The organism is Agarivorans sp. QJM3NY_25, from assembly GCF_050870875.2.
Taxonomy (GTDB): Bacteria; Pseudomonadota; Gammaproteobacteria; order Enterobacterales; family Celerinatantimonadaceae; genus Agarivorans.
The window spans coordinates 3,345,145-3,364,758 of sequence record NZ_CP194041.2 but is presented as its reverse complement, the minus strand read 5'-3'; the positions used below and the strand labels follow the sequence as shown (position 1 = coordinate 3,364,758).

Here is a 19,614-nt window from a genome sequence, read left to right as displayed (position 1 = left end):
CCTTAATTTAGACGTTAGCTGCAAATCGAAGGAGTAGTTTTGGACTCATATATTTCTGTAATCAATTCAATTGTGGCTCTTCTGGTATCAGTTACTGCCTTAATATACACAGTGAAAACTTATCTTTTAAAATCGGGATCGCAAATAAGGGGGAGGCACTCAGTAACTTCCACAGTGTATTGTGATGATAAGTATGTCATCAGTATATATCTAGAAAATATGAAAGATAGAGCAACAGTGATTTTTAAAATATATCTGCTAGTTGGACGTAATAACTACGTCGAAATTGAAGATTTTGAAGATACTCCTTTAATATTTCAGCCATTTGAAGTGTATTCTAAGACTTACGATCCCATTTATTTTTATGCATTCAACATTAACAGGATTAAGCTTAATGATTTATGGAGTTCAAAAAAGTAACCACTAGAATTGTTTTGTCTACTTCTGATGGAAAATATAAAGTTAACGACTGGATAAAAAGTTGGGATCCTGTTTTTGAATACTTCAAAAATAGTATGATTTCTGTAATCCATCCAATGAGATCAACATATAAAGATAAATGCTATGGCTCTAATGTTAAATATATCCTTGATCTAAAATTTAAAGACCCGATTTCAGATAATAACTGCGACATTCATGGAAAGGTGTAGAAGAGGAAGCCAACTGCCGAAAGTGGTACGCTCTTCTCGCCAAAGAAACAAGCAGTACTACCATGAATTATCAGCAGTTGACCGAGGGGAGAAGATATCAGATTTCAGCCCTTTTGGAACAGGGGATTTCAGTACCAGAAATTGCCAATACAGTTAAATGCCACCGCTCAACTATTTATCGAGAGTTGAAGCGATGTGGTAAGAAGGAGCAGTATCTGCATCAAAAGACAGATGAAGGTGTTTTAAGTTGCATAGATATTACAGTACATGATGTAGAAATTTGGCGAGAACAAGCTTATGAAGATCATGATACTGTCATTGAAGCTGAAAATTACAATTGGTTTTTATTCAATGTAGTTGCTCCTATTTTTACTCAAATTAGTAGATACAGAGTGAAAATTAAAAATTGGAGATCTAAAGTAGCTGATAACAAGCTAATCAACTAGGACAAAATACGGCTGGCTATCTCGCTTCGCTCGTATTTTAGCCAACCATATTTTGCCTGTTATTAGGGCGTTACAACGGGCAAGAATCGAAATCGGAAATAAGTTAATATAAACCTGAATCAACAATTAGTAACACTTTTAACTTATTGAATAATTAACAGAGGGGAATTCCATTGAATAAGCTAGCCAATATAAGAATAGGAATCGCAACGGGAGTCATTATGTTTCTCGGAAGTAGTACAGCCTCCGCCGGACTCATCTATCAAAACAATTTCGACAACCCTGTTAACTGGGTTGAAAGCCGCTCCTATCAAGATATGAGTCAGCAATCTGTCAACGCTCTCTTCGGGTCTACTTTTGCTCAGACCAACACGGTCGAGACTATTAAAACCCATGGCGGTTCCTATTATTCAGACCCATCAGGTACCGGAGGGGATTACGCCATCAGCATGCTGTCCCACCTTCAGGACGATAAACTATTCTTAACGTTTGACCCAACATCCAATAACTTTGTGAATGTTCAACTAGATCTATCAAATATCGGTGCCCGCTATCAAAATGGTGGATACCAAGCTGGGCTCAATTCAAGCACCGCTCCAACAATGCAACTAAGCCTATACAGTGGGGGCAGCTTATTATCGTCGTCACAAATTACAGGTAGTAGCACAAGTGACCAATCGGTATTTGATTGGACAAACTTTATTGTTGCACTAGATACAACTGGTAACAATGGTAGCGTAACACTTGAGTTTGATCTGTTGTCAGGTAACTATGCCGCTTTTGATAATCTAACGATATACACCGCCGATGTTGAGGGTGATGTAGGCCAGCCTGTTCCTGCGCCAGCTGGTTTACCATTATTGGCAATGGGCCTCGCAAGTCTCATCGCAGCTCGACGTAAAGTGTAAATAAACACTGGCATTTCTCTGAGGCTCCTTTTTTGGGGCCACTTTTACAATAGCGTGATTGAGAAATTTAATTAACCCACACTTGGGTTAATCGTTTTTGGTTGTTTTATCGCTCTGAAGCATAGCGCGGTCATCAGAGTCGAAAAGAATTATATAATGGGAATTATATAAGACACCCATGATTGTGGTGTTCCCGCCTTTGGCATCCAGTGCTATATCCAAATTATATAAGACACCCATGATTGTGGTGTTCCCGCCTTTGGCATCCCGCACATGGATTTGCATGGCCTGACTATTGTATATCTAATGTATATCTAATGCCTATCCAGGACACCCATCGTTAACTAGCGGTATTTGTTCCTGCCCAGGGCAAGATCATGAATGTTTTTTGCCCAACTTGAGGTCAAAATTGACCTGACGAGTCGAGTGTGATCTTATGTCCCCTATTTTGAGGAGGGGCCATGAATTTAGATACCGTCAAAGCACATTTCACCATCATCCGTGACGAACGACAAAGCGCAAAAGTAGACCAATGCCTATCCAAGACACCCATCGTTAACTAGCGATATTTGTTCCAGTCCAAACTCATTTATATTCAGAAGTGTGTTTTAAAGTCGTCGTAATACGAAGAAGATAAAAATCTAAGCTACTATAGCTAGTTCTAGCTTAGATTTTTATTGAACGGCTTAGCTAAATAAACCGTTATCTACGAACGATCATTTGCTCTCGTTCTGGTCCAACCGAAACCATGACGATCGGAACTCCCATTAACGCCTCGATGCGAGTTATATAATCCTGCGCGCTTTGAGGAAGGCTCTCGAAAGTACGACAAGCGGTGATATCTTCATCCCACCCCTGCATTTTTTCATAAACAGGTTGCAGCTCTGCAGTTTGAGGCCAAATTGGATTTTCACTGTGTTCGCCATTGTAAGCAATACAGATTCTAAGGTCCTTCATACCGCTTAAGCAGTCTATTTTAGTTAATGCAATCTCAGTTGCGGCTTGCAGTTCAACCCCATTTCGAGTCGCCACCGCATCAAAGTACCCCATATCTCGTGGGCGGCCTGTAACCGCGCCGTACTCATTCGAACTTTCTCGGAAGTTATCTTGTTCGTCCATCGCTGTAACTAAGGTTCCTGTACCCACTGATGAACTAAACGACTTAGCGACAGCGATAATACGCTCTGGCCTCAATGCTGGTAAACCACTGCCAATACCGGCATAGGCAGCGGTCACATTTGATGACGTTGTCCAAGGGTACTCCCCATAAACGAGATCACGGCCAGCGCCCAATTGAGCTTCAAATAATAGCTGTGCTTTGGTCGCTTGCAGCGCTTTAAGAGGCTCGGTGACGTTACAAATAAATGGACGCCAAGATTTCGTTATGTCTAATAACCATGCCGTAAGTTCTGCTGCACTTTGCGAGTAATCGCAATCTGGGTATAAGGCTTTTAACTGAGGAATTTTCCAATCTAGCATAAATTGAATTCGCTGCTCTAGTACGTCGGGCTGATTCAACCAACCTACTAAAATGCCTTTCTTCATGACACGATCGCCGTAAGCTGGTGCAATACCCTGACGAGTAGAGCCGTAGGCTGCATCACCGAGTCTTTGTTCTTCTAATGTATCTTCAAGTGCATGTAGAGGTAGACACAAGGTAGCACGATCTGAGATACACAAATTCACATCCACTCCCGTTGCCTTAACTTCTTCAATCTCTTCAGTTAGTGCCGCTGGGCTAATCACCATGCCTGGGCCAAGAACAGCAATACAGTTTGGATTGAAAATTCCGCTTGGCAGCTGGTGCAGTTTGAACGTGCCGAAGTCATTAACAACGGTATGTCCGGCATTATTGCCACCTTGAAAACGAATACTGGCAGAAGCATCTGATGCTAAAAAGTCAACAATACGGCCTTTACCTTCATCTCCCCAATTGGCACCCACAACGACAATAGACGACATAATATATCTCCGATTTGATTGTGAAATCATCTTAAACTTGTCGATCTAATAAGAGAAATTAATTATAGTGATTAACTTGATAATAATTTCATATGATTAATATTCATATCGCTTAGCTTAGCCCACATAAAAGGTGAAACGATGCTGGATATCCATTGGCTTAAAACTTTTGTTACGTTGGCGGAATGCAAGCATTTTGGCAACGCTGCAATTGCATTGCATATGACTCAACCAAATGTCAGTTTACACCTTAAACAATTAGAGCAAGCTACTAGCGTTAAGCTCATTGAACGTAGCCCATTCCACTTAACTCAAGCGGGTGAACGCTTACTTGAAAGTAGCCAACGAACGCTACAAGAATTACAGGTTTGCCAAGCTGATCTTAATGCTCTCAATGATCTGAATAAAGGTACGATTACTATCGCGGCCAGCGACATTATCTCTCGTATGTTACTCATTGAAGCGTTTAAGTTGTTTAAAGGTGAGTACCCAGGAATCGATATCGTGTTATTAAATACCACGTCATCGCAAGCTTCTGAACTTGTTAGAAATGCTGAGGCTGACCTAGGGTTTGTTATCTCCCAAAAACAGACGCAACCATTGCATTTTGTTGAATTACAGCAGGTAAAGTGGGTTGCATTAGGCTTTGGGTTTGAACGAGGTACAGAGCAAGACAAAGAGTTAACCTTGATCTTGCTCGGTCATGATACCCGTACCAGAGATCTCATTGATAACGCATTACCTACGCTCAATTTAACTAATTATAGAGTGATGGAGGTTGGCAGCGTAGATGCGCAAATTGATTGGGCAGAAGCGGGGTTCGGAGTGGCTATTGTTCCAGAGTTTGCACTATCAACGCCGCGTTATCTCAAGTCATTAGTCACACCTTTAGCTGATTTTCCTACGACAGAGTTGGGTTACATTGTTCGGCAAAACCAGATTTTATCCAAAGCCATCAAGCAACTTCTTCATTGGGTGAATCAAGGAATTACCTTGTTGCAAGAGAATCGAAACGAATATTAATCACTATGGAATAATCATGACACCCACCTCAACTAACGAAACGCTTTTAATAGTCTAAACTATCAATAGTGGTTTATTTGGGGAGTTATTATTATGCCTCGGTCAAGACGCTCGCAGGTGAGCTTATCGGATACACTCTACTATCATTGTGTTTCCCGTTGTGTTCGACGGGCGTTTCTGTGTGGCGAAGACAAGGTAAGTGGTAAAAGCTATGAGCACCGCCGCCAGTGGGTCGAGGATTATCTACTCAAATTGGCGTCGGTGTTCGCCATTGATGTTTGTGCTTATGCTGTCATGAGTAATCATACCCACCTCGTGCTACATGTTAATCCGCAACAAGCAGAAGCCTGGTCAATGGATGAAGTCTTAGAACGCTGGCATAGCTTGCATCAGGGCACCTTACTGACTCAGATGTATCTCAACCTTGAATTACGTCCGCAGTTGAGTGAGGTGCAACTACAAGCCATTCGCGCCACCGCCGAAGTGTATCGGACTCGCCTGTATGACTTAAGCTGGTTTATGCGCCATTTAAACGAACACATTGCGCGAGCCGCCAATCAAGAAGACCAATGTACCGGTCGATTTTGGGAAGGACGCTTTAAATCCCAAGCGCTTTTGGATGAAGCCGCCCTCATGGCGTGTATGGCTTACGTAGACCTAAACCCCATCAGAGCCAAGATGGCGAGCACACCAGAGGACTCTGCCCATACCAGCGTACAGCGACGAGCAAAAGCAGCTCAGCTAAAACAAGCCCAGGCAACAAACCTGTTTCCCTTTGTGGGTAACCCAAGAGAGCCGATGCCCCAAGGCTTACCCTTTGAGCTGAAAGACTACCTTGAGTTAGTCGATATGACTGGACACATGGTAAGAGAAGATAAACGGGGTGACATCGACAGTGGCGAAAGTTCCATCATCCAACGCTTAGGGATAAATGAAGCACAGTGGCTGACTTTAAGCGGTGAGTTTGAACGGCACTTTTCTGGCGCAGTCGGTCAAGAGCGCTTGCTCAGACAATATCATCGGCATATGGGGCATCAACGAACGGCCGGTTTAAGTTGCAGCAAACGTTTGCTAAACCGCGCTTAAGCGCGAGCTTACTTTCGAACCACCCTCAATCATCAGCCTTGTATGGGGGGATACCTTGCCTTGCTGAGGCGCACATTGGCCCAGAAATCACCAAACTGAGTCACCTACTGTGAATTTACCCATTGATCGGCATGACAATAGCCTGAGGACTAAATGATTGCAGTGGTGTTCACTTCACTAACGCTGTTACTGTCCCTGTAGTTTTTATCATGGATGTCCATACTTCGTACTATTTTTATTATGGATGTCCATACTTCGTACTATTTTTATTATGGATGTCCATACTTCGTACTTCACTTCACTAACGTTGTTACTGTCTTTGTGTTTTTATCATGGATGTCCATACTTCGCTTGTCAACGAACGGCCGGTTTAAGTTGCAGTAAACGTTTGCTAAATCGCGCTTAGGCGCGAGCTTACTTGCGAACTATGTCTTAATCATCAGTATTGTATCGGTGGTGATACCTTGCTGAGGCGCACATTGGCCCAGAAATCACCAAACTGAGTCACCTACTGTGAATTTAGCCGTTAATCGGCATGACAATCGCCTCAGAACTAAATGATTGTAGTGGTGTTCACTTCACTAACGTTGTTACTGTCCCTGTAGTTTTTATCATGGATGTCCATACTTCGTAAAATGATTGCAGTTGTGTTCACTTCACTAATACTGTTACTGTCCTATAGTTTTTATCATGGATGTCCATACTTCGTGTCCTTTTTATCATGGATGTCCATACTTCGTATTTATCATGGATGTCCATACTTCGCGTAATACTTCGCTTATTATTTTTATCATGGATGTCCATACTTCGTACATTGGCCCAGAAATCACGAAACTGAGCCACCTAGTGTGAATTCAGCCACCAATCAGCATGATTAACGCCTGAGGACTAAATGATTGCAGTTGTGTTCACTTCACTAATACTGTTACTGTCCTATAGTTTTTATCATGGATGTCCATACTTCGCTTCTCTGTCCTATAGTTTTTATCATGGATGTCCATACTTCGCTTGGTTGGATATCGTCTTTAGGAAAGAGCAATGCAATTTACAATGATGCTCCTCGCTGTTGTACTCTGTTTTACAGCATCCATCGCGCATTCCGTTGGTATAAAAAAAATAGTAGTTCCTGCTGATAACAAAGGCCCTGCAATAAACGCCGTGCAATGGTCACCATGCTCTAGCGCCTCAGGTGAAATACTGGCCGGACCGTTTGTTCTTCTTGGGGTTCGTGATTGTCCCGTTGCTGGAGAACACTTGCCTCTCATTATTATTTCACATGGGTTTGGCGGGTCGAGCCTCAGCCATCATGACACAGCAACAGCTCTCGCTAATGCAGGCTTTATAGTGGTGTCACTCAACCATCCTGATGATACATCTACAAATAAAACAAGATTTCATAATCTTAAAGCTTTGATTACTCGCCCGATGGATGTCAAACGGCTCATTAACTTCATGCTAACCTCATCACCAGACGTGGCATCAATAAACCCAAATTCTATTGGTTTTTTTGGCTTTTCACGTGGTGGTTATACCGGTCTTGTCCTAGCAGGGGCGGCTCCTGATTTTGAGAAACTGCTCATTCCATGTTCCGACAGGACCGGCGCAACGTGTGACCATGCAAACATAAAGCAATTGCCTATGTTACCCCCCAGCAGCGATCCTCGGATCATGGCTTATGTGATTGCCGATCCTTTGAGCAATGTCTTTGCAACATCAGACAGTTTGAAACATATCACTAAGCCAATCGAGCTCTGGGCATCTCAAGAAGGGGGGCATGGTGTGTCCCCAAAAGATGTTCCCGCTATCGCGCATAATCTGCCCATGAAGCCAACTTTCCATCTTGTTCCCAATGCAGGCCATTTCTCTTTTTTGACCACATGTCCCCCCAAGTTAGCTAAAACATTACCAGAGCTTTGTATAGACAAACCAAATTTTGACCGAGCCGCTTTTCACAAAAAATTTAACACCGATATGATTTATTTTTTTCGTAAAAATCTAATTAAAGTCCCGTAACTCATGTTTGGAAAAACGACCAAGCCCTCTAAGTGCATATATAACTAAATAATACCCAGCTTCTAACTGGTGAACGTCACTTTCGTAGTGACTAAAACCCTGCCTTGTTGGATTTAATACGGTCGAAGATCTGAGCTTGTGAACTGCTATGCTTCAGTCATTCGGCAACTTGAATAAATCTCTTGCGCGTATCTAAGCCTATGAAAATCATGGTATCGTTGTTCAGATTGCCTACATGATTAGTCGTTTGCACACGAATCATGGCTCTGGCTTCAAACTAAACCCCCCGAATATGGAGGCTAGCACCTCGAGCGGGCATTATGTCTAGATGTATAGGAGATAATTATGAATTTTGGCATTCTTGTATTTGATCAGGTAGAAGAACTCGATTTTGTCGGGCCGTGGGAAATGCTCACGATGTGGCGAAAAAATGCCAACGGTCCAGAAAATTGCATCATTGTGAATGAAACGCTTGACCCCGTTACTTGTGCAAAGGGTTTGTCGATCAACCCACATGCTTCATTTTCATCTTGCCCGCCGCTTGATTATTTACTTATTCCTGGAGGTGAAGGTACACGAACTGAAGTTGATAACCCGGTGCTAATCGATTTCGTTGCCAATCAAGCAAAGAACTGCAAGGCGGTTTTATCGGTTTGCACAGGATCTTTTGTGCTGCATGCCGCGGGGCTTTTGTCTGGCAAAAAGGCAACCACTCATTGGCAATCATTGGAACGTTTACGGGCACTTGGTGATGTTACCGTGGTTGAACAGCGCTACGTGCAAGACGGTAATGTCTGGTCTTCTGCGGGGGTTTCCGCTGGCACAGATTTAATGCTGGCTTTCATCGCAAATGTCGCTGGTGAAACCACCGCGGGACAAATACAGTTTGCCGCAGAATATTACCCCTCTTCGGTCAAGTACGGGGGGTTTGAGAACCACGAAAAAGCGCCCGGATATCTAAGAAAAACCTAACAAATGGCTAATTCGGACTTGGTCGTAGCTCCGGTTGAGTAGACACCTCATTCAAATAAGATGAGGTGTTTATGCTCGCTTATAAAACAGATCAAAAGTTTGAGCGATATTTTTAGGGTGGCATTTTTGTCTACATAACACGTTGAGGTGTCCTACATCTCGCAGCAGAGCGATTGGTTTTAAAGTGAGCCACGGCTGCGTATATAGTCATCGTAAATGGTGGGTTATTTATATTACTGCTAATATTACTGCCTTTTCTTTGGTTGATTAGAGATATCAAAATGTCGCATTCAGAAACTAGCTGTCTTTGTGGTGCTGTAAAAATTACCGCGGAGGACATCAATCCTAAATTCACGGTGTGTCATTGCCAATCATGCCGAACTTGGGGCGGGGCTCCGTTCTTTGCTGTTAAGTGCGGTACGAAAGTTAAAATTGAAGGGGAAGATAAAGTAAAAATGTATGCGTCGTCCTCTTGGGCATCTCGGGGTTTTTGTACTGAGTGTGGTACTCACTTGTTCTACAAATTTAAAGAAACTGGTGAATACAATATGTCACTAGGTTTGTTCTCTGAATTGGAAGGGCTGGAAATGGATATGCAGTACTTTAGTGATATGCGGCCGAGTTACTACTGTTTTTCAAATGAAACTAAAGAAATGACAACCGCTGAAATAATGGCTTATTTCTCATAAAAATGTAGCTAAAAGATTAACGATACCTAGCATAAGACAATCTTAAGTGAGCGGTTTGGATACAGCTTACCAAGGCTGCTTTTTCTTTGTTCCTTTGTGATGACCTGATGTTGAGCGTTAATTTTATAGGAGTACCATGTTTGATCGAGTTGCACTTCAAAGTCTGTAAAAGACTTCTATGATAATAAAGACAGTATGCATGGATTGGCGCATATTACTCGACGGTTTACCGAGGCTAGCAAACTTGCATCTAACAGAGACTATTGCCAGCACGTTTTACTATTAGGCGTATTTTTCCATAACATATTTAACGAGCATCAAGCTATTCTAGCTGAGTTGATTGACTCAAAAGGATTGAGCTGTGAGCATATTCCATTGATTACCTGCGAAGTTCTCGAATCAATAGCTCACTCAATTCCAAAATCAATGGGAGGGCTACTTCTGTATGATGCTGATTTGAATTTACCCAGCAATTTACTCAGGTAATAGCAATCTGATTCATTATATGATCAACTTGCTGCGCAGAATAAATCTGTAGATAACGAGGCATGAAGTGCTGTAACTAGTGGCTCTAATGACAAGATACATCACCCAGTTAGCGCTGATTTAGGTCAGTAATAATCAACAGATAATGAGTTAGACCGGTATAACATAGGGTTAAACCCTAACGCTATTGTTGCAGTTCTGTCTAACAAAACAGAGAGCGTACTTCAGATGAAAAGCGAACATATTGGAGAGTTAGTATTAAACGAGGCTCAGATCCAAGACGGCGTTAAAATTGTGGCGAGTAAACTCAATGCTCAATTTCAAGATGCGGTGATCATCAGCGTTGTTCCGGGCGGCATTTTATTTACGGCTGATTTAGTGCGGCAGTTAATGTTTGAGCTGAGTATGGATTATATTTCTTGCCCGCATATACCCGGTGATCGCAGTAATGCCTCAAAAATTGTTTATCATCAGAATATTTGTATTGAAGGCAAGCATGTAATTGTTATCGATGATGCGATTGAATCTGGCGGTACCATGAAACGCTTGATCCAGCATTTATCGGATCACTATAAAGCGAAGTCCTTATCCATCGCTACGCTGTTTGTTAAACCGGGTCGAGAAATTATCGCGGTGCCGCAATATTTTGCTTATGAAATGCCAAATGATGACTTGCTGGTTGGATACGGCTTGCCTTGGCAAGATAAATTAAGAAATGTGCCTTATTTGTCCAAGTTGGTGAAAGGATACTAAAGCTATCTGCTAGGGCTGGGATTAGCAAACGGTGCTGGTAATGTCTGGGAGCTGAATCGGCGGTTGGGTCGTCAGTGCCATGCTTTATCAAAACAGGCTAAAACCCCATGCTTATTTTTGCGATTCATCGCTATGCCAAGACCAAGGTGCTGGAAGGTATGCCTGTGTACCTAAACGCTGTTGTTGAAGCTTTGTGAGCAAAAAAGTCAGAGCGCCAAACTTACTCTCAAGCGATGTGTGAAGGTTGGTAGCCAGCCCCAAAAGGCTGGCTGGTATTAAGATCTTAGGTTCTTATAAGGCCATGGTTTGTCGCGCCATCATCAGTTCTTCATTGGTATTGATCACCGCTAAGGCAATCTTTGAATCAGCCTGATGGATAAAGCGTTGGCTACTGGCATTTTTTTCTGGGTCTAGCTTTATTCCGAGGGCTTGCAGGTTTTGACACACGGCTTGGCGTATTGATGCCGAGTTTTCGCCGATGCCACCAGTAAATAAGATCACATCCACGCCCCCCATCTGAATCATGTAAGCACCAATAAAATCACGGATCCGCTGTACAAAAATATCGATGGCTAGCTGGGCGCGTTGATTGCCCTGCGCGCCAGCTTGTTGAACGCTGCGACAGTCATTGGACACCCCAGAGATCCCTAATAAGCCGGACTCACTATTCATGATGTGATTCACCTCATCCAGACTAAGTTGATGCTTTTTAGCAATATAAAGCAGAATGGACGGGTCTATGTCACCGCAGCGCGTCCCCATGGCAAGCCCCGCCAGTGGTGTAAAGCCCATTGAAGTATTTACCGATTGACCATTTTCGATGGCGCAAATGCTAGCGCCGCTACCTAAATGACAGCTGATAATTTTAAGTTGCTCAACTGGGCGTTGCAGTTGTTTGGCACACTCTTGGCTCACGTAGTGATGGCTGGTGCCATGAAAACCATAGCGGCGGATTTGGTCTTCTTGGTAGAAGCGATAAGGCAGCGCATACAAGTATTGCGGTTTTGCCATGGTTTGATGAAAGGAAGTATCAAATACTGCCACTTGTTTACAATTGGGCAAACGCAGGCGCATCGCTTTAATAAAAGCAAGGTTTACTGGATTATGTAGCGGCGCTAGCTCACATAAGTCAGTGAGTTTTGCGATTACTTCTTGATCGATACGTACCGATTGCTTGAAATGGTCTCCGCCATGCGCAACTCGATGGCCAACCCCATCAATGTCATCTAAACCGGTCAATATTTTGAGACTTAATAGTTGTTCCAGTAAATAGTCGATGGCTTGTTGAGCATCGTCGAGTTGGATATTGTTCGCTTCAAGTTTTTGTTGATGGTATTCCATGACAAATAGCGCATCTTCTTTGCCTATTTTATCAATCATGCCTTTGGCGATGATCCGCTCTTCTGGCATTGAATAAAGTTGAAACTTTAGGGTTGAGCTACCCGCATTAATCGCGATTATGTTGTGCTTCATGGTTCTTTCCGTTAACTCCAGTTGAGGTATTGGCGAAGTTGGTGAATACCAACATGCTGGTAAGAGGATGTTTTAAATAGGCAGCTAACACCGGCATTTTCCAGTTGTTGTTGGGCTGCTTCAGTGGCAGAGGTCGCTAAGGTGTCAACTTTAGTCACCACGCCTATCACCGGCTTATTAAAAGCGGAGGCAAATTGGGGCGCAAAAATACTGTAGGGGTTGCTGGCGCTTTGGACAAAGGCAATCACATCAGCATCGTAAGAAGCATTGATTAAGGCGCTATAGAGGCGTGGGTTCTCCAAGTATTCACCGGGCGTATCGATGGCACTCGACACAAAGTCTAAGGTTTGAGTCTTTTGATAGTGCAGTGGTTGTTGCTGTAAGCTTTGGATCAACGTGGTTTTGCCACATTCACTTTGGCCGATTAACATCAATCGTTTCGGCATCATTTTAAGTCCGCGTGAGTTGGCAAGCACTGAATTTCATCATGTCACCAAGGGTGTATATGACTTGTTTTAAGGCATACTCTACTGATGAGACATCACCAGTGATCACCACCGAACCGGTGAATCGGTCGACAAAGCCGAGCTCGATGGCCCCAGATTTTGTGGCGATGTCTCCTGCGATAATGGCGGCCTCACTGGGCGTGATGGTCATAATACCAATGGCATTAGACTGATTGTTTAAGCCCAATTTTTTATAAAGCATTTTATTGGGGTTCGCGATGAGGTGCACCAGGGTGATTTGTTTACCCGGTACATACTCTTGAATGACGCGCTCTTTGCTATCGTTTTGCATGATGGAAATCCTTTTGCGTTTACAGCAAGCTTTGCCATAGGGCTTTATCGGGCTTAGGTATAACGCAGTTTTGTACCAGTAAACCCTGACTGCCGGCATCTTGGGAAGCCGAGGTCACTGCGGTTTTTACATCGGCAATTTCGCCGTTGAGCACCATGTAGCACTTTCCGCCAATACCAAAGGCCATATGGATCCTTACCAGTTGTACATTGGCCGATTTCACCGCACTGTCGGCGGCGGTGATACAGGCTGCAACACTGTAGGTTTCAACCACTCCCACGGCTTTTTTATGATTCACTTCACTCACCCCACTCAGGGCGGGCAAGACCGAAGCGTGTACGTTAGCGATCACAAAGCTATCGACACAAAGATGGCCACTGGCATGTTTGCCGTTTTCTACCGCTTGTTTGACTGCGCCAATTTCCCCGCCCACCAATACGATGTATTTGCCGGGGCAGATGGTTTTGGCCAACAATAATTCAACATTGGCACTTTTTAGCATAAGGTCGCTGGCTTCTATGCCTTTGGCGATACTACTGAGTTCAACTAAGCCAATTGCGTGATACATGTGTTACTCCCCTACGATGTGAATGCTGCTGGTCGAAACCTGACGAACGGTACCCGCTAGGCTGGCATGAATGGCGACGCCTAAGGCTTGCTCATCGGGCATGGCGATGCATTGGCCCTGGCTGACACTATCGCCAACCTGAACAATGGGGGTTGAAGGTTGCCCAATATGTTGTTGCACCGGGATGATGACTTGCTTAGGCTGCCAGTTTAAAGGCTGCAGCGGCGCGTCGTGATTGTAGGCCTCTAAGTTTAATCGTGAGACCAAACGTTTAATCGGCACAAAACGATAGTCAATCATTGGGTCTGCTGGGTGAAGTTCGCCCTCATATTTCATCCCCTGTTGTCTAAATTGCTGCTTGAGCATCCGATTGACTCGCATTGGTGAAATCTCAACCGGGCAGGCATAGGCTTCGCAAATACCACATTCAGAACAGGTCAATGCAGATAATAAGACCGAAGGTTGCGCCACTTTTTCATAACACACGGCTTTAACGATTTCGCTAGGTGATAATTCATGGCCCACCAAGTGTCTTGGGCAAAGCTCGGTACACATCCGGCATTGCTCACATACATTTCGAGCCATATTCATAATGGCGTCTAAAGACCGGGTTTGGCGTTGGATGAGAATATGATCTTGCGGTAGTACTAGCAGGCCACCAGTGGTTTTAGTGACTGGTTGATTGAGATCTTCAATCATTTTGCCCATCATTGGGCCGCCAACAATGTAAGCCGGATTGGCGATGCTCGCGCCTCCAGCCAAATTGAGCACTTCGGCCAAACTAATCCCAATCGGTACGGTCACCGTGAGTGCTTTGTTTACGGCGCCATTCACGGTTAAAGTACGTTGAGTCACGGTTTTATCTTGTTCCAAGGCATCCGCGACTTGCATCAGGGTTTGCACATTATTCACCAATACCCCAACGCTAATTGGCAATGCCGCAGGTGGCACTCGCCGTCCGGTAGCAAACCAGATGGTAATCACTTCATCCCCTGCGGGATAAACATCGGGCAAGATGTGGATCCGAATGTTGTCCGGCAGTTGCGGTGTGAGTGCATTAATGGCAGCTTGATACTTCTGTTTGAGAGCGATAATGCCCTGTTTGGCGCCAGTCAGAAACATCCCGTAGAGCAGGCCTCGGATCAGCTTGTCTGGGTGTTGTGCCATTAATTGTTGATCTACTTTTAACATCGGCTCACATTCTGCCGCATTCACTAAGAAGATCTCTGCCTTGGCTTGTAGCTTCACGTAAGTTGGAAAGCCCGCGCCGCCGGCGCCCACGATACCTGCTTGACGAACTTGTTTTAGCATCTGCTCTGAATTAGTTTGAGCAAGCGTTTTTTCGACGATCTGCTGATTGGTGTCGGTCATTTCAGCAATCGTAGTGGAAGCATTACTCATAAGATCGCCTCTACAATATGTCGAATGTCTTTATCGCTCACCGCACAAGGATTAGTACTGAGTGTACTATCGGCATGGGTGGCACTAATGATGGTGGCTAGTTTTTCCTTCACTTTGCTTTCATAGATCCCCAACTTGCGCAGCGACGATTTTATTTTAAGCTGTTGAAGAAGTTGATTTATATGAAAAATCAACTGATTGACGGCTGCCATATCGTTCAGTGATTTGGGGCTGAGTTGGCAATGTTTCGCCAGTCTGGCGTAGCGCTTACGGGCACGAATGTCCTTGGCGTTATGCCGGATCACATGCGGCAGTAAAATTGCGTTGGCTAAACCATGCGCCAGCTTAAACTGACCTCCCAATTGGTGAGCAATAGCATGGTTCAGTCCCAGTCCGGCCTGACTAAATGCCATACCAGCCATGCTAGAGGCGTTATGCACCTTGTTCCGAGTGGCGATGCATTGGCCGTTCACATAGGCCGTTGGTAAGTATTGAAAGATGGTTTGTACTGCTTTCTCAGCCAAGGCATCGGCAAAATCGTTGGCATCTTTAGATACATAGGCTTCAATGGCGTGAGTGAGTACATCCATGCCGGTATTGGCGGTGATCTCAGCGGGGACGGTTAGCACCAATTCGGGATCGAGGATCGCAATGGTTGGGAAAATACTGGGATGAAATAGTGGATATTTTATCCCTTTTTGCTTGTCGCTAATCACGGTTGCCGAAGTCACCTCCGAGCCCGTGCCACTAGTCGTTGGGATCGCGATGCAAGCTTCCAAAGGCAGGCTCTGGCTTTGTTCCACAAAAAAGCGGATCGCTTTGGCGGCGTCAATCGCCGAGCCGCCACCAAAGCCAATAATGATTTGAGGTTGTATTTTCTGTAGTTCAGCGATCCCCTTGACGATGGTCGAGATATCCGGATCGGCAGTGATCTCTGAAAATAGAAAGAGCTGATTATGCTGCTCCAACAACCCGGCTAAACGTGTATACAAAGGGCTGGTGGCTAAAAAGCCATCACAGACAATCCAGATCTTTTTATCTTTGAAACGCTTTAGATATTCGAGGCTGCCAATGCCACTGTATACCCGAGTTTTAACCGAAAACTTTTTCATGAGCCTATCTCTTAACATCAATTAGCGAATGGAAAATCCGTTATGCAACACACAACGACGACTGCGAGCAAAGCTTCTTGCCGAAGTGGTTCCTTCACCCGTTGGAGTGGCAATCGTAAAGGTGGTGAAACCCTCTGCGCCAACTCCAATCCCGCCGTAAGAAGGACCATTTTTAACGAAAATAGAGGTTTGCATCATCTGGGCAACTTTGTTTAAGCGAGAGACATTTTGTGAATGCATGATCGCGGTATGATGTAAGTTGTTTTCAATGCGCAGAGAAAGCGCTAAGCCCGCTTCAAAGTCTTTCACACGAACTACTGGCATCACTGGCATTAACTGTTCTTCCAGCACAAATAAGTCATTTGCTTCGGCTTCAAAAATTACCAGTTCTGGTTCTTTTTCGGGGCAATGAATACCGGCAGCCTGCAAAATAGCTGCAGGGCTTTTACCAACAAACGCTTTATTCACGGTGGTCCCTTTAAAACAGGTATCGTGCAAACGCTGAATATCTTCAGGCTTGCTCACCAAGTAAGCGCCAAAGGCCTGCATTTGTTGGATCAATTGGTCGGCAACACTGTCGACCACCACCACCGATTTTTCTGCAATACAAGGCAGGTTGTAGTCCAGAGAAGCGCCCGCTACGATACTTTGAGCCGCATTAATAATTTCTGCGGTTTCGTCTACCAAACAAGGAGGGTTACCGGCACCTGCACCAATCACTTTTTTACCAGTTTTCATGGCTGAGGCGACAATCGCTGGGCCACCAGTGACTGCTAATAAGGCGATATCGGGGTGGGCCATCATGGCTTGAGTCGCTTCAATGCTCGGCTGTTTGGTGGTCACCACCAGATTGCGAATACCACAAGCTTTAAAGGCAATCGCTTCCATTTTTTGAATTAACCACAGTGATACTTGTTTGGCTCCGGGGTGAGGCGAGAAGTACACGGTATTGCCCGCTGCCAGCATGCTAATACAGTTATTGATAATGGTTTCGGTAGGGTTGGTACTGGGAGAAATAGAGCCAATGACACCGAAAGGTGAGTATTCAAATAGCACCATACCGCCGTCACCAGTGAGCGCTTGAGTTGTTAAATCTTCCACCCCAGGGGTATTATCTAAGGCTGCTTGATTCTTTAGGATCTTGTGTTCGCTGCAACCCATGCCGGTTTCGGCCGCCGCATCAGCAGATAGTTTAGGGATCAGCGGTGCAAGCTCTTTGCGAAAGGCATCGATGATCGCACTACGGGTTTTTAGCGGGCATTGTTGGTAGCGCTTGTAAGCTTGACTTGTTGCTTGAATGGCACAGTCAACATCATCAAATAGCGCGATGCTTCCGCTGTCGTTCGATTCTGGGCTTGGCGCTTGCGCAAATTTTTCGCTGATAATACTGCGAACGATGTTTTCTAATTCCATTGTGTCCATTGTTATTTATCCTCTAAATCTAAACCACGGATCGCTGCGAGAGCGATATCTATGTCTTGTGTGACGCTGCCACCGCTAATGCCGATGGCACCGATTAATTGGTGTGCTTGATACAAAGGGAAACCACCGCCAAAGGTGACGATTTTGCCATCGCAAATGGTTTCCAATTGATACAAATCTTGGCCCGGTTGAACTAGGGCGGAAAGCTGATGGGTTGGGCTTTTTAGGGCGATCGCACTATAGGCTTTCTTTGGTGCCAATTCGCTGCTCACCAATAGGGCGTCAGGCATCCGGTAGCTCATGATCATATTGCCGTGTTGATCCACAACGGCAATCACGATCGGTACTTGATGTTTCAAGGCTGCAGCAACGGCTTGTTGCATGATGCGATGCACGGTAACAAACCCTAGAGAATGTTCAGCCAGCTTAACCGATGCATTTTCTGGCAGAGTGTCGGGGGTTGATGTGTTGGTACTGGCCTTGAGGTATTCAGCAATCACTCGTTCAACCACTTCACTATATAAAACTTGCTGATCTTCGAAGCGAGCGATGGCATACAACAGATCAGACAAGCGATTGATGTATTTCAGCAACAGTGGTCGTAGCTCGGTGAATTGGGCAAGCTCAACCAAACGTCGTTCGGCGCGGCGTGCAATGGTTCGGCTAACATGAAGTCGACTACCTGCTTCAGAGCTACCGGGCAATACGAAACTGTTGACTGGGGGGAGGGCAGACATACAGCGGTCAATGGCTTGTTCCATGGCCGTGATATGTTCGGCCTCCAGCAAGCGTTGATTGGCTTTTATTGGACTGTTATCGGCACTAGCAACTTCGGCACCTAAGTAAAATAGTTGGTGTTCAATCGCTTCTATCAGCTGGATGTTACTGGCATCTCGCATCGCTTTGCTGGCCAGGCTCAGGCTCGCATTCAGTTCGTCTACGGTGCCGTAGGCATCGACTCTGATGTCTGATTTATGCACTCGCACGCCGCCCACTAATGAAGTTGAACCAGCATCGCCTTTTTTGGTGTAAATACTCATCGCAGGCTAGGCTCCTTGTTGATAACTGAGGGAGTCGACGATGCCGCAAACGGCTAAATCAACCGCTTCGTTGGCACCATCCACAATCATTCTGGCGGATGAACTGCGGGTGACAAATACCAATTCACCTTCGCCTGCACCAACACAATCCACGGCGATTTCATCTGACCATTCGGGATTCGCTCGCTGTTGTTGGTCACCATTCACTCGGCGTACGATTAGCAACTTCTTACCCACTAAAGACGGTGATTTTTGAGTCGAAACAACGGAACCGACGACTTTTGCTAATTGCATGATTTACTCCGTTTTAATCAGTTGAATATGACGTTGAACCAAGTAGTCCTTGGCTAACTGCGTGACTAAACTCAGCTTGGGCGTGACCAGCCATTTTCCGTTGAGTTGCGCGACATGCTGGTAACTAATTAGTGCCCGAGTGTCTAGATGAATGGTTGCGCCGTGCTGATCACTCAGCGCAACTGGCAATACACTTAAGCCTTGGATCGGCAGTGCTGGGAGCAGCTGTTGATGCACGCTAATGTTGAGTTTGATGCCATAGGCAAAGGCATCTAACAGAGTCATCACGGCTGCTGGCGTCACTTGGCGTTTGCCCGCGGATGCCAGTTGTTGCAAAAACTGTAAATCGGCTAAGCACAAGGCTAAATGGCTGTGACAAGCATAAGTAGACGCCGATAGGCCCTTGGCTAAGATATCGAGGTCGACTTGATAGATTGAGCCTTCCCTTTGCTGAAGTTGTTGCAGCACGGCATCGACCAAGTAGCTTATGTTTAAGGCTTGAGTACTCACACTAGACT

The 19,614-nt window shown here is 44.9% G+C and carries 18 protein-coding genes and 1 pseudogene; 8 read left to right on the top strand and 11 right to left on the bottom strand.

Annotation, left to right across the window (positions count from 1 at the left end):
• Positions 1–712: 712 nt before the first annotated feature.
• Positions 713–865: pseudogene (locus ACRRSW_RS15410) on the top strand (helix-turn-helix domain-containing protein); the annotation flags it as partial.
• Between the two features lie 404 nt (positions 866–1,269).
• Complete coding sequence (locus ACRRSW_RS15405; RefSeq protein ID WP_432459784.1) at positions 1,270–2,004, top strand: hypothetical protein; 735 nt, start codon at positions 1,270–1,272, stop codon at positions 2,002–2,004.
• Positions 2,005–2,706: 702 nt separating this feature from the next.
• Here ACRRSW_RS15405 and ACRRSW_RS15400 read toward each other — a convergent pair.
• On the bottom strand, positions 2,707–3,966 hold the full coding sequence (locus ACRRSW_RS15400; RefSeq protein WP_432459783.1) for an adenylosuccinate synthase: 1,260 nt from the start codon (positions 3,964–3,966) through the stop codon (positions 2,707–2,709).
• A gap of 141 nt (positions 3,967–4,107) precedes the next feature.
• Here ACRRSW_RS15400 and ACRRSW_RS15395 point away from each other — a divergent pair, with 141 nt between their 5' ends.
• The 6 genes from ACRRSW_RS15395 (at position 4,108) to ACRRSW_RS15370 (ending at position 10,988) form a co-directional block, all read left to right on the top strand.
• Positions 4,108–4,989 (top strand): LysR family transcriptional regulator, encoded by an 882-nt coding sequence (locus ACRRSW_RS15395; protein ID WP_432452357.1) that lies wholly within the window; start codon positions 4,108–4,110, stop codon positions 4,987–4,989.
• Positions 4,990–5,082: 93 nt separating this feature from the next.
• Positions 5,083–6,075, top strand: a complete 993-nt coding sequence (locus tag ACRRSW_RS15390; RefSeq protein WP_432452358.1) for a transposase — start codon at positions 5,083–5,085, stop codon at positions 6,073–6,075.
• A 1,038-nt stretch (positions 6,076–7,113) separates the two neighbouring features.
• Positions 7,114–8,088, top strand: coding sequence for an alpha/beta hydrolase family protein (locus tag ACRRSW_RS15385; protein ID WP_432459782.1), 975 nt, complete (start codon positions 7,114–7,116; stop codon positions 8,086–8,088).
• A gap of 345 nt (positions 8,089–8,433) precedes the next feature.
• Complete coding sequence (locus ACRRSW_RS15380) at positions 8,434–9,060, top strand: DJ-1/PfpI family protein (RefSeq protein ID WP_432452360.1); 627 nt, start codon at positions 8,434–8,436, stop codon at positions 9,058–9,060.
• A 281-nt stretch (positions 9,061–9,341) separates the two neighbouring features.
• A complete protein-coding gene (locus ACRRSW_RS15375) occupies positions 9,342–9,749 on the top strand; it encodes a GFA family protein (RefSeq protein WP_432459781.1) in 408 nt (135 codons plus the stop codon).
• Positions 9,750–10,463: 714 nt separating this feature from the next.
• Positions 10,464–10,988 (top strand): phosphoribosyltransferase, encoded by a 525-nt coding sequence (locus ACRRSW_RS15370; RefSeq protein ID WP_432459780.1) that lies wholly within the window; start codon positions 10,464–10,466, stop codon positions 10,986–10,988.
• 291 nt (positions 10,989–11,279) lie between these two features.
• On the opposite strand, the gene ACRRSW_RS15365 is transcribed toward ACRRSW_RS15370, so the two are convergent.
• From ACRRSW_RS15365 to pduM, 10 genes are read right to left on the bottom strand one after another with little or no spacing between them, the layout of a single operon-like run.
• A complete protein-coding gene (locus ACRRSW_RS15365) occupies positions 11,280–12,461 on the bottom strand; it encodes an acetate/propionate family kinase (RefSeq protein WP_432459779.1) in 1,182 nt (393 codons plus the stop codon).
• Between the two features lie 11 nt (positions 12,462–12,472).
• The gene (locus tag ACRRSW_RS15360; RefSeq protein WP_432452364.1) at positions 12,473–12,910 is read right to left on the bottom strand and encodes a EutP/PduV family microcompartment system protein; all 438 of its coding nucleotides are present in this window, start codon (positions 12,908–12,910) and stop codon (positions 12,473–12,475) included.
• Position 12,911: 1 nt separating this feature from the next.
• Positions 12,912–13,259 carry an ethanolamine utilization microcompartment protein EutS gene (eutS, locus tag ACRRSW_RS15355; RefSeq protein ID WP_432452365.1) on the bottom strand — a complete coding sequence of 116 codons (348 nt, stop codon included), beginning with the start codon at positions 13,257–13,259 and terminating at the stop codon, positions 12,912–12,914.
• A gap of 19 nt (positions 13,260–13,278) precedes the next feature.
• The gene (locus ACRRSW_RS15350; protein WP_432459778.1) at positions 13,279–13,827 is read right to left on the bottom strand and encodes a BMC domain-containing protein; all 549 of its coding nucleotides are present in this window, start codon (positions 13,825–13,827) and stop codon (positions 13,279–13,281) included.
• Between the two features lie 3 nt (positions 13,828–13,830).
• Positions 13,831–15,228, bottom strand: coding sequence for a 4Fe-4S dicluster domain-containing protein (locus ACRRSW_RS15345; protein ID WP_432459777.1), 1,398 nt, complete (start codon positions 15,226–15,228; stop codon positions 13,831–13,833).
• Positions 15,225–16,340: a 1-propanol dehydrogenase PduQ gene (locus ACRRSW_RS15340; protein ID WP_432459775.1), complete on the bottom strand. Its 1,116-nt coding sequence runs from the start codon at positions 16,338–16,340 to the stop codon at positions 15,225–15,227. Before ACRRSW_RS15340 ends, ACRRSW_RS15345 begins: the two co-directional genes overlap by 4 nt.
• A 21-nt stretch (positions 16,341–16,361) precedes the next feature.
• Complete coding sequence (locus ACRRSW_RS15335; RefSeq protein WP_432452369.1) at positions 16,362–17,762, bottom strand: aldehyde dehydrogenase family protein; 1,401 nt, start codon at positions 17,760–17,762, stop codon at positions 16,362–16,364.
• A 2-nt stretch (positions 17,763–17,764) separates the two neighbouring features.
• Complete coding sequence (locus ACRRSW_RS15330; RefSeq protein WP_432459774.1) at positions 17,765–18,802, bottom strand: cob(I)yrinic acid a,c-diamide adenosyltransferase; 1,038 nt, start codon at positions 18,800–18,802, stop codon at positions 17,765–17,767.
• 6 nt (positions 18,803–18,808) lie between these two features.
• Positions 18,809–19,096, bottom strand: coding sequence for a EutN/CcmL family microcompartment protein (locus tag ACRRSW_RS15325; protein ID WP_432452371.1), 288 nt, complete (start codon positions 19,094–19,096; stop codon positions 18,809–18,811).
• A gap of 3 nt (positions 19,097–19,099) precedes the next feature.
• Positions 19,100–19,606, bottom strand: a complete 507-nt coding sequence (gene pduM, locus ACRRSW_RS15320) for a PduM family microcompartment protein (protein ID WP_432452372.1) — start codon at positions 19,604–19,606, stop codon at positions 19,100–19,102.
• Positions 19,607–19,614 lie beyond the last annotated feature (8 nt).

Excerpts from the sequence above, each read along its gene's own strand:
- ACRRSW_RS15400 (WP_432459783.1), bottom strand. The coding sequence starts at position 3,966 with ATGTCGTCTATTGTCGTTGTGGGTGCCAATTGGGGAGATGAAGGTAAA.
- ACRRSW_RS15395 (WP_432452357.1), top strand. The coding sequence starts at position 4,108 with ATGCTGGATATCCATTGGCTTAAAACTTTTGTTACGTTGGCGGAATGC.
- ACRRSW_RS15390 (WP_432452358.1), top strand. The coding sequence starts at position 5,083 with ATGCCTCGGTCAAGACGCTCGCAGGTGAGCTTATCGGATACACTCTAC.
- ACRRSW_RS15385 (WP_432459782.1), top strand. The coding sequence starts at position 7,114 with ATGCAATTTACAATGATGCTCCTCGCTGTTGTACTCTGTTTTACAGCA.
- ACRRSW_RS15380 (WP_432452360.1), top strand. The coding sequence starts at position 8,434 with ATGAATTTTGGCATTCTTGTATTTGATCAGGTAGAAGAACTCGATTTT.
- ACRRSW_RS15375 (WP_432459781.1), top strand. The coding sequence starts at position 9,342 with ATGTCGCATTCAGAAACTAGCTGTCTTTGTGGTGCTGTAAAAATTACC.
- ACRRSW_RS15370 (WP_432459780.1), top strand. The coding sequence starts at position 10,464 with ATGAAAAGCGAACATATTGGAGAGTTAGTATTAAACGAGGCTCAGATC.
- ACRRSW_RS15365 (WP_432459779.1), bottom strand. The coding sequence starts at position 12,461 with ATGAAGCACAACATAATCGCGATTAATGCGGGTAGCTCAACCCTAAAG.
- ACRRSW_RS15360 (WP_432452364.1), bottom strand. The coding sequence starts at position 12,910 with ATGATGCCGAAACGATTGATGTTAATCGGCCAAAGTGAATGTGGCAAA.
- eutS (WP_432452365.1), bottom strand. The coding sequence starts at position 13,259 with ATGCAAAACGATAGCAAAGAGCGCGTCATTCAAGAGTATGTACCGGGT.
- ACRRSW_RS15350 (WP_432459778.1), bottom strand. The coding sequence starts at position 13,827 with ATGTATCACGCAATTGGCTTAGTTGAACTCAGTAGTATCGCCAAAGGC.
- ACRRSW_RS15345 (WP_432459777.1), bottom strand. The coding sequence starts at position 15,228 with ATGAGTAATGCTTCCACTACGATTGCTGAAATGACCGACACCAATCAG.
- ACRRSW_RS15340 (WP_432459775.1), bottom strand. The coding sequence starts at position 16,340 with ATGAAAAAGTTTTCGGTTAAAACTCGGGTATACAGTGGCATTGGCAGC.
- ACRRSW_RS15335 (WP_432452369.1), bottom strand. The coding sequence starts at position 17,762 with ATGGACACAATGGAATTAGAAAACATCGTTCGCAGTATTATCAGCGAA.
- ACRRSW_RS15330 (WP_432459774.1), bottom strand. The coding sequence starts at position 18,802 with ATGAGTATTTACACCAAAAAAGGCGATGCTGGTTCAACTTCATTAGTG.
- ACRRSW_RS15325 (WP_432452371.1), bottom strand. The coding sequence starts at position 19,096 with ATGCAATTAGCAAAAGTCGTCGGTTCCGTTGTTTCGACTCAAAAATCA.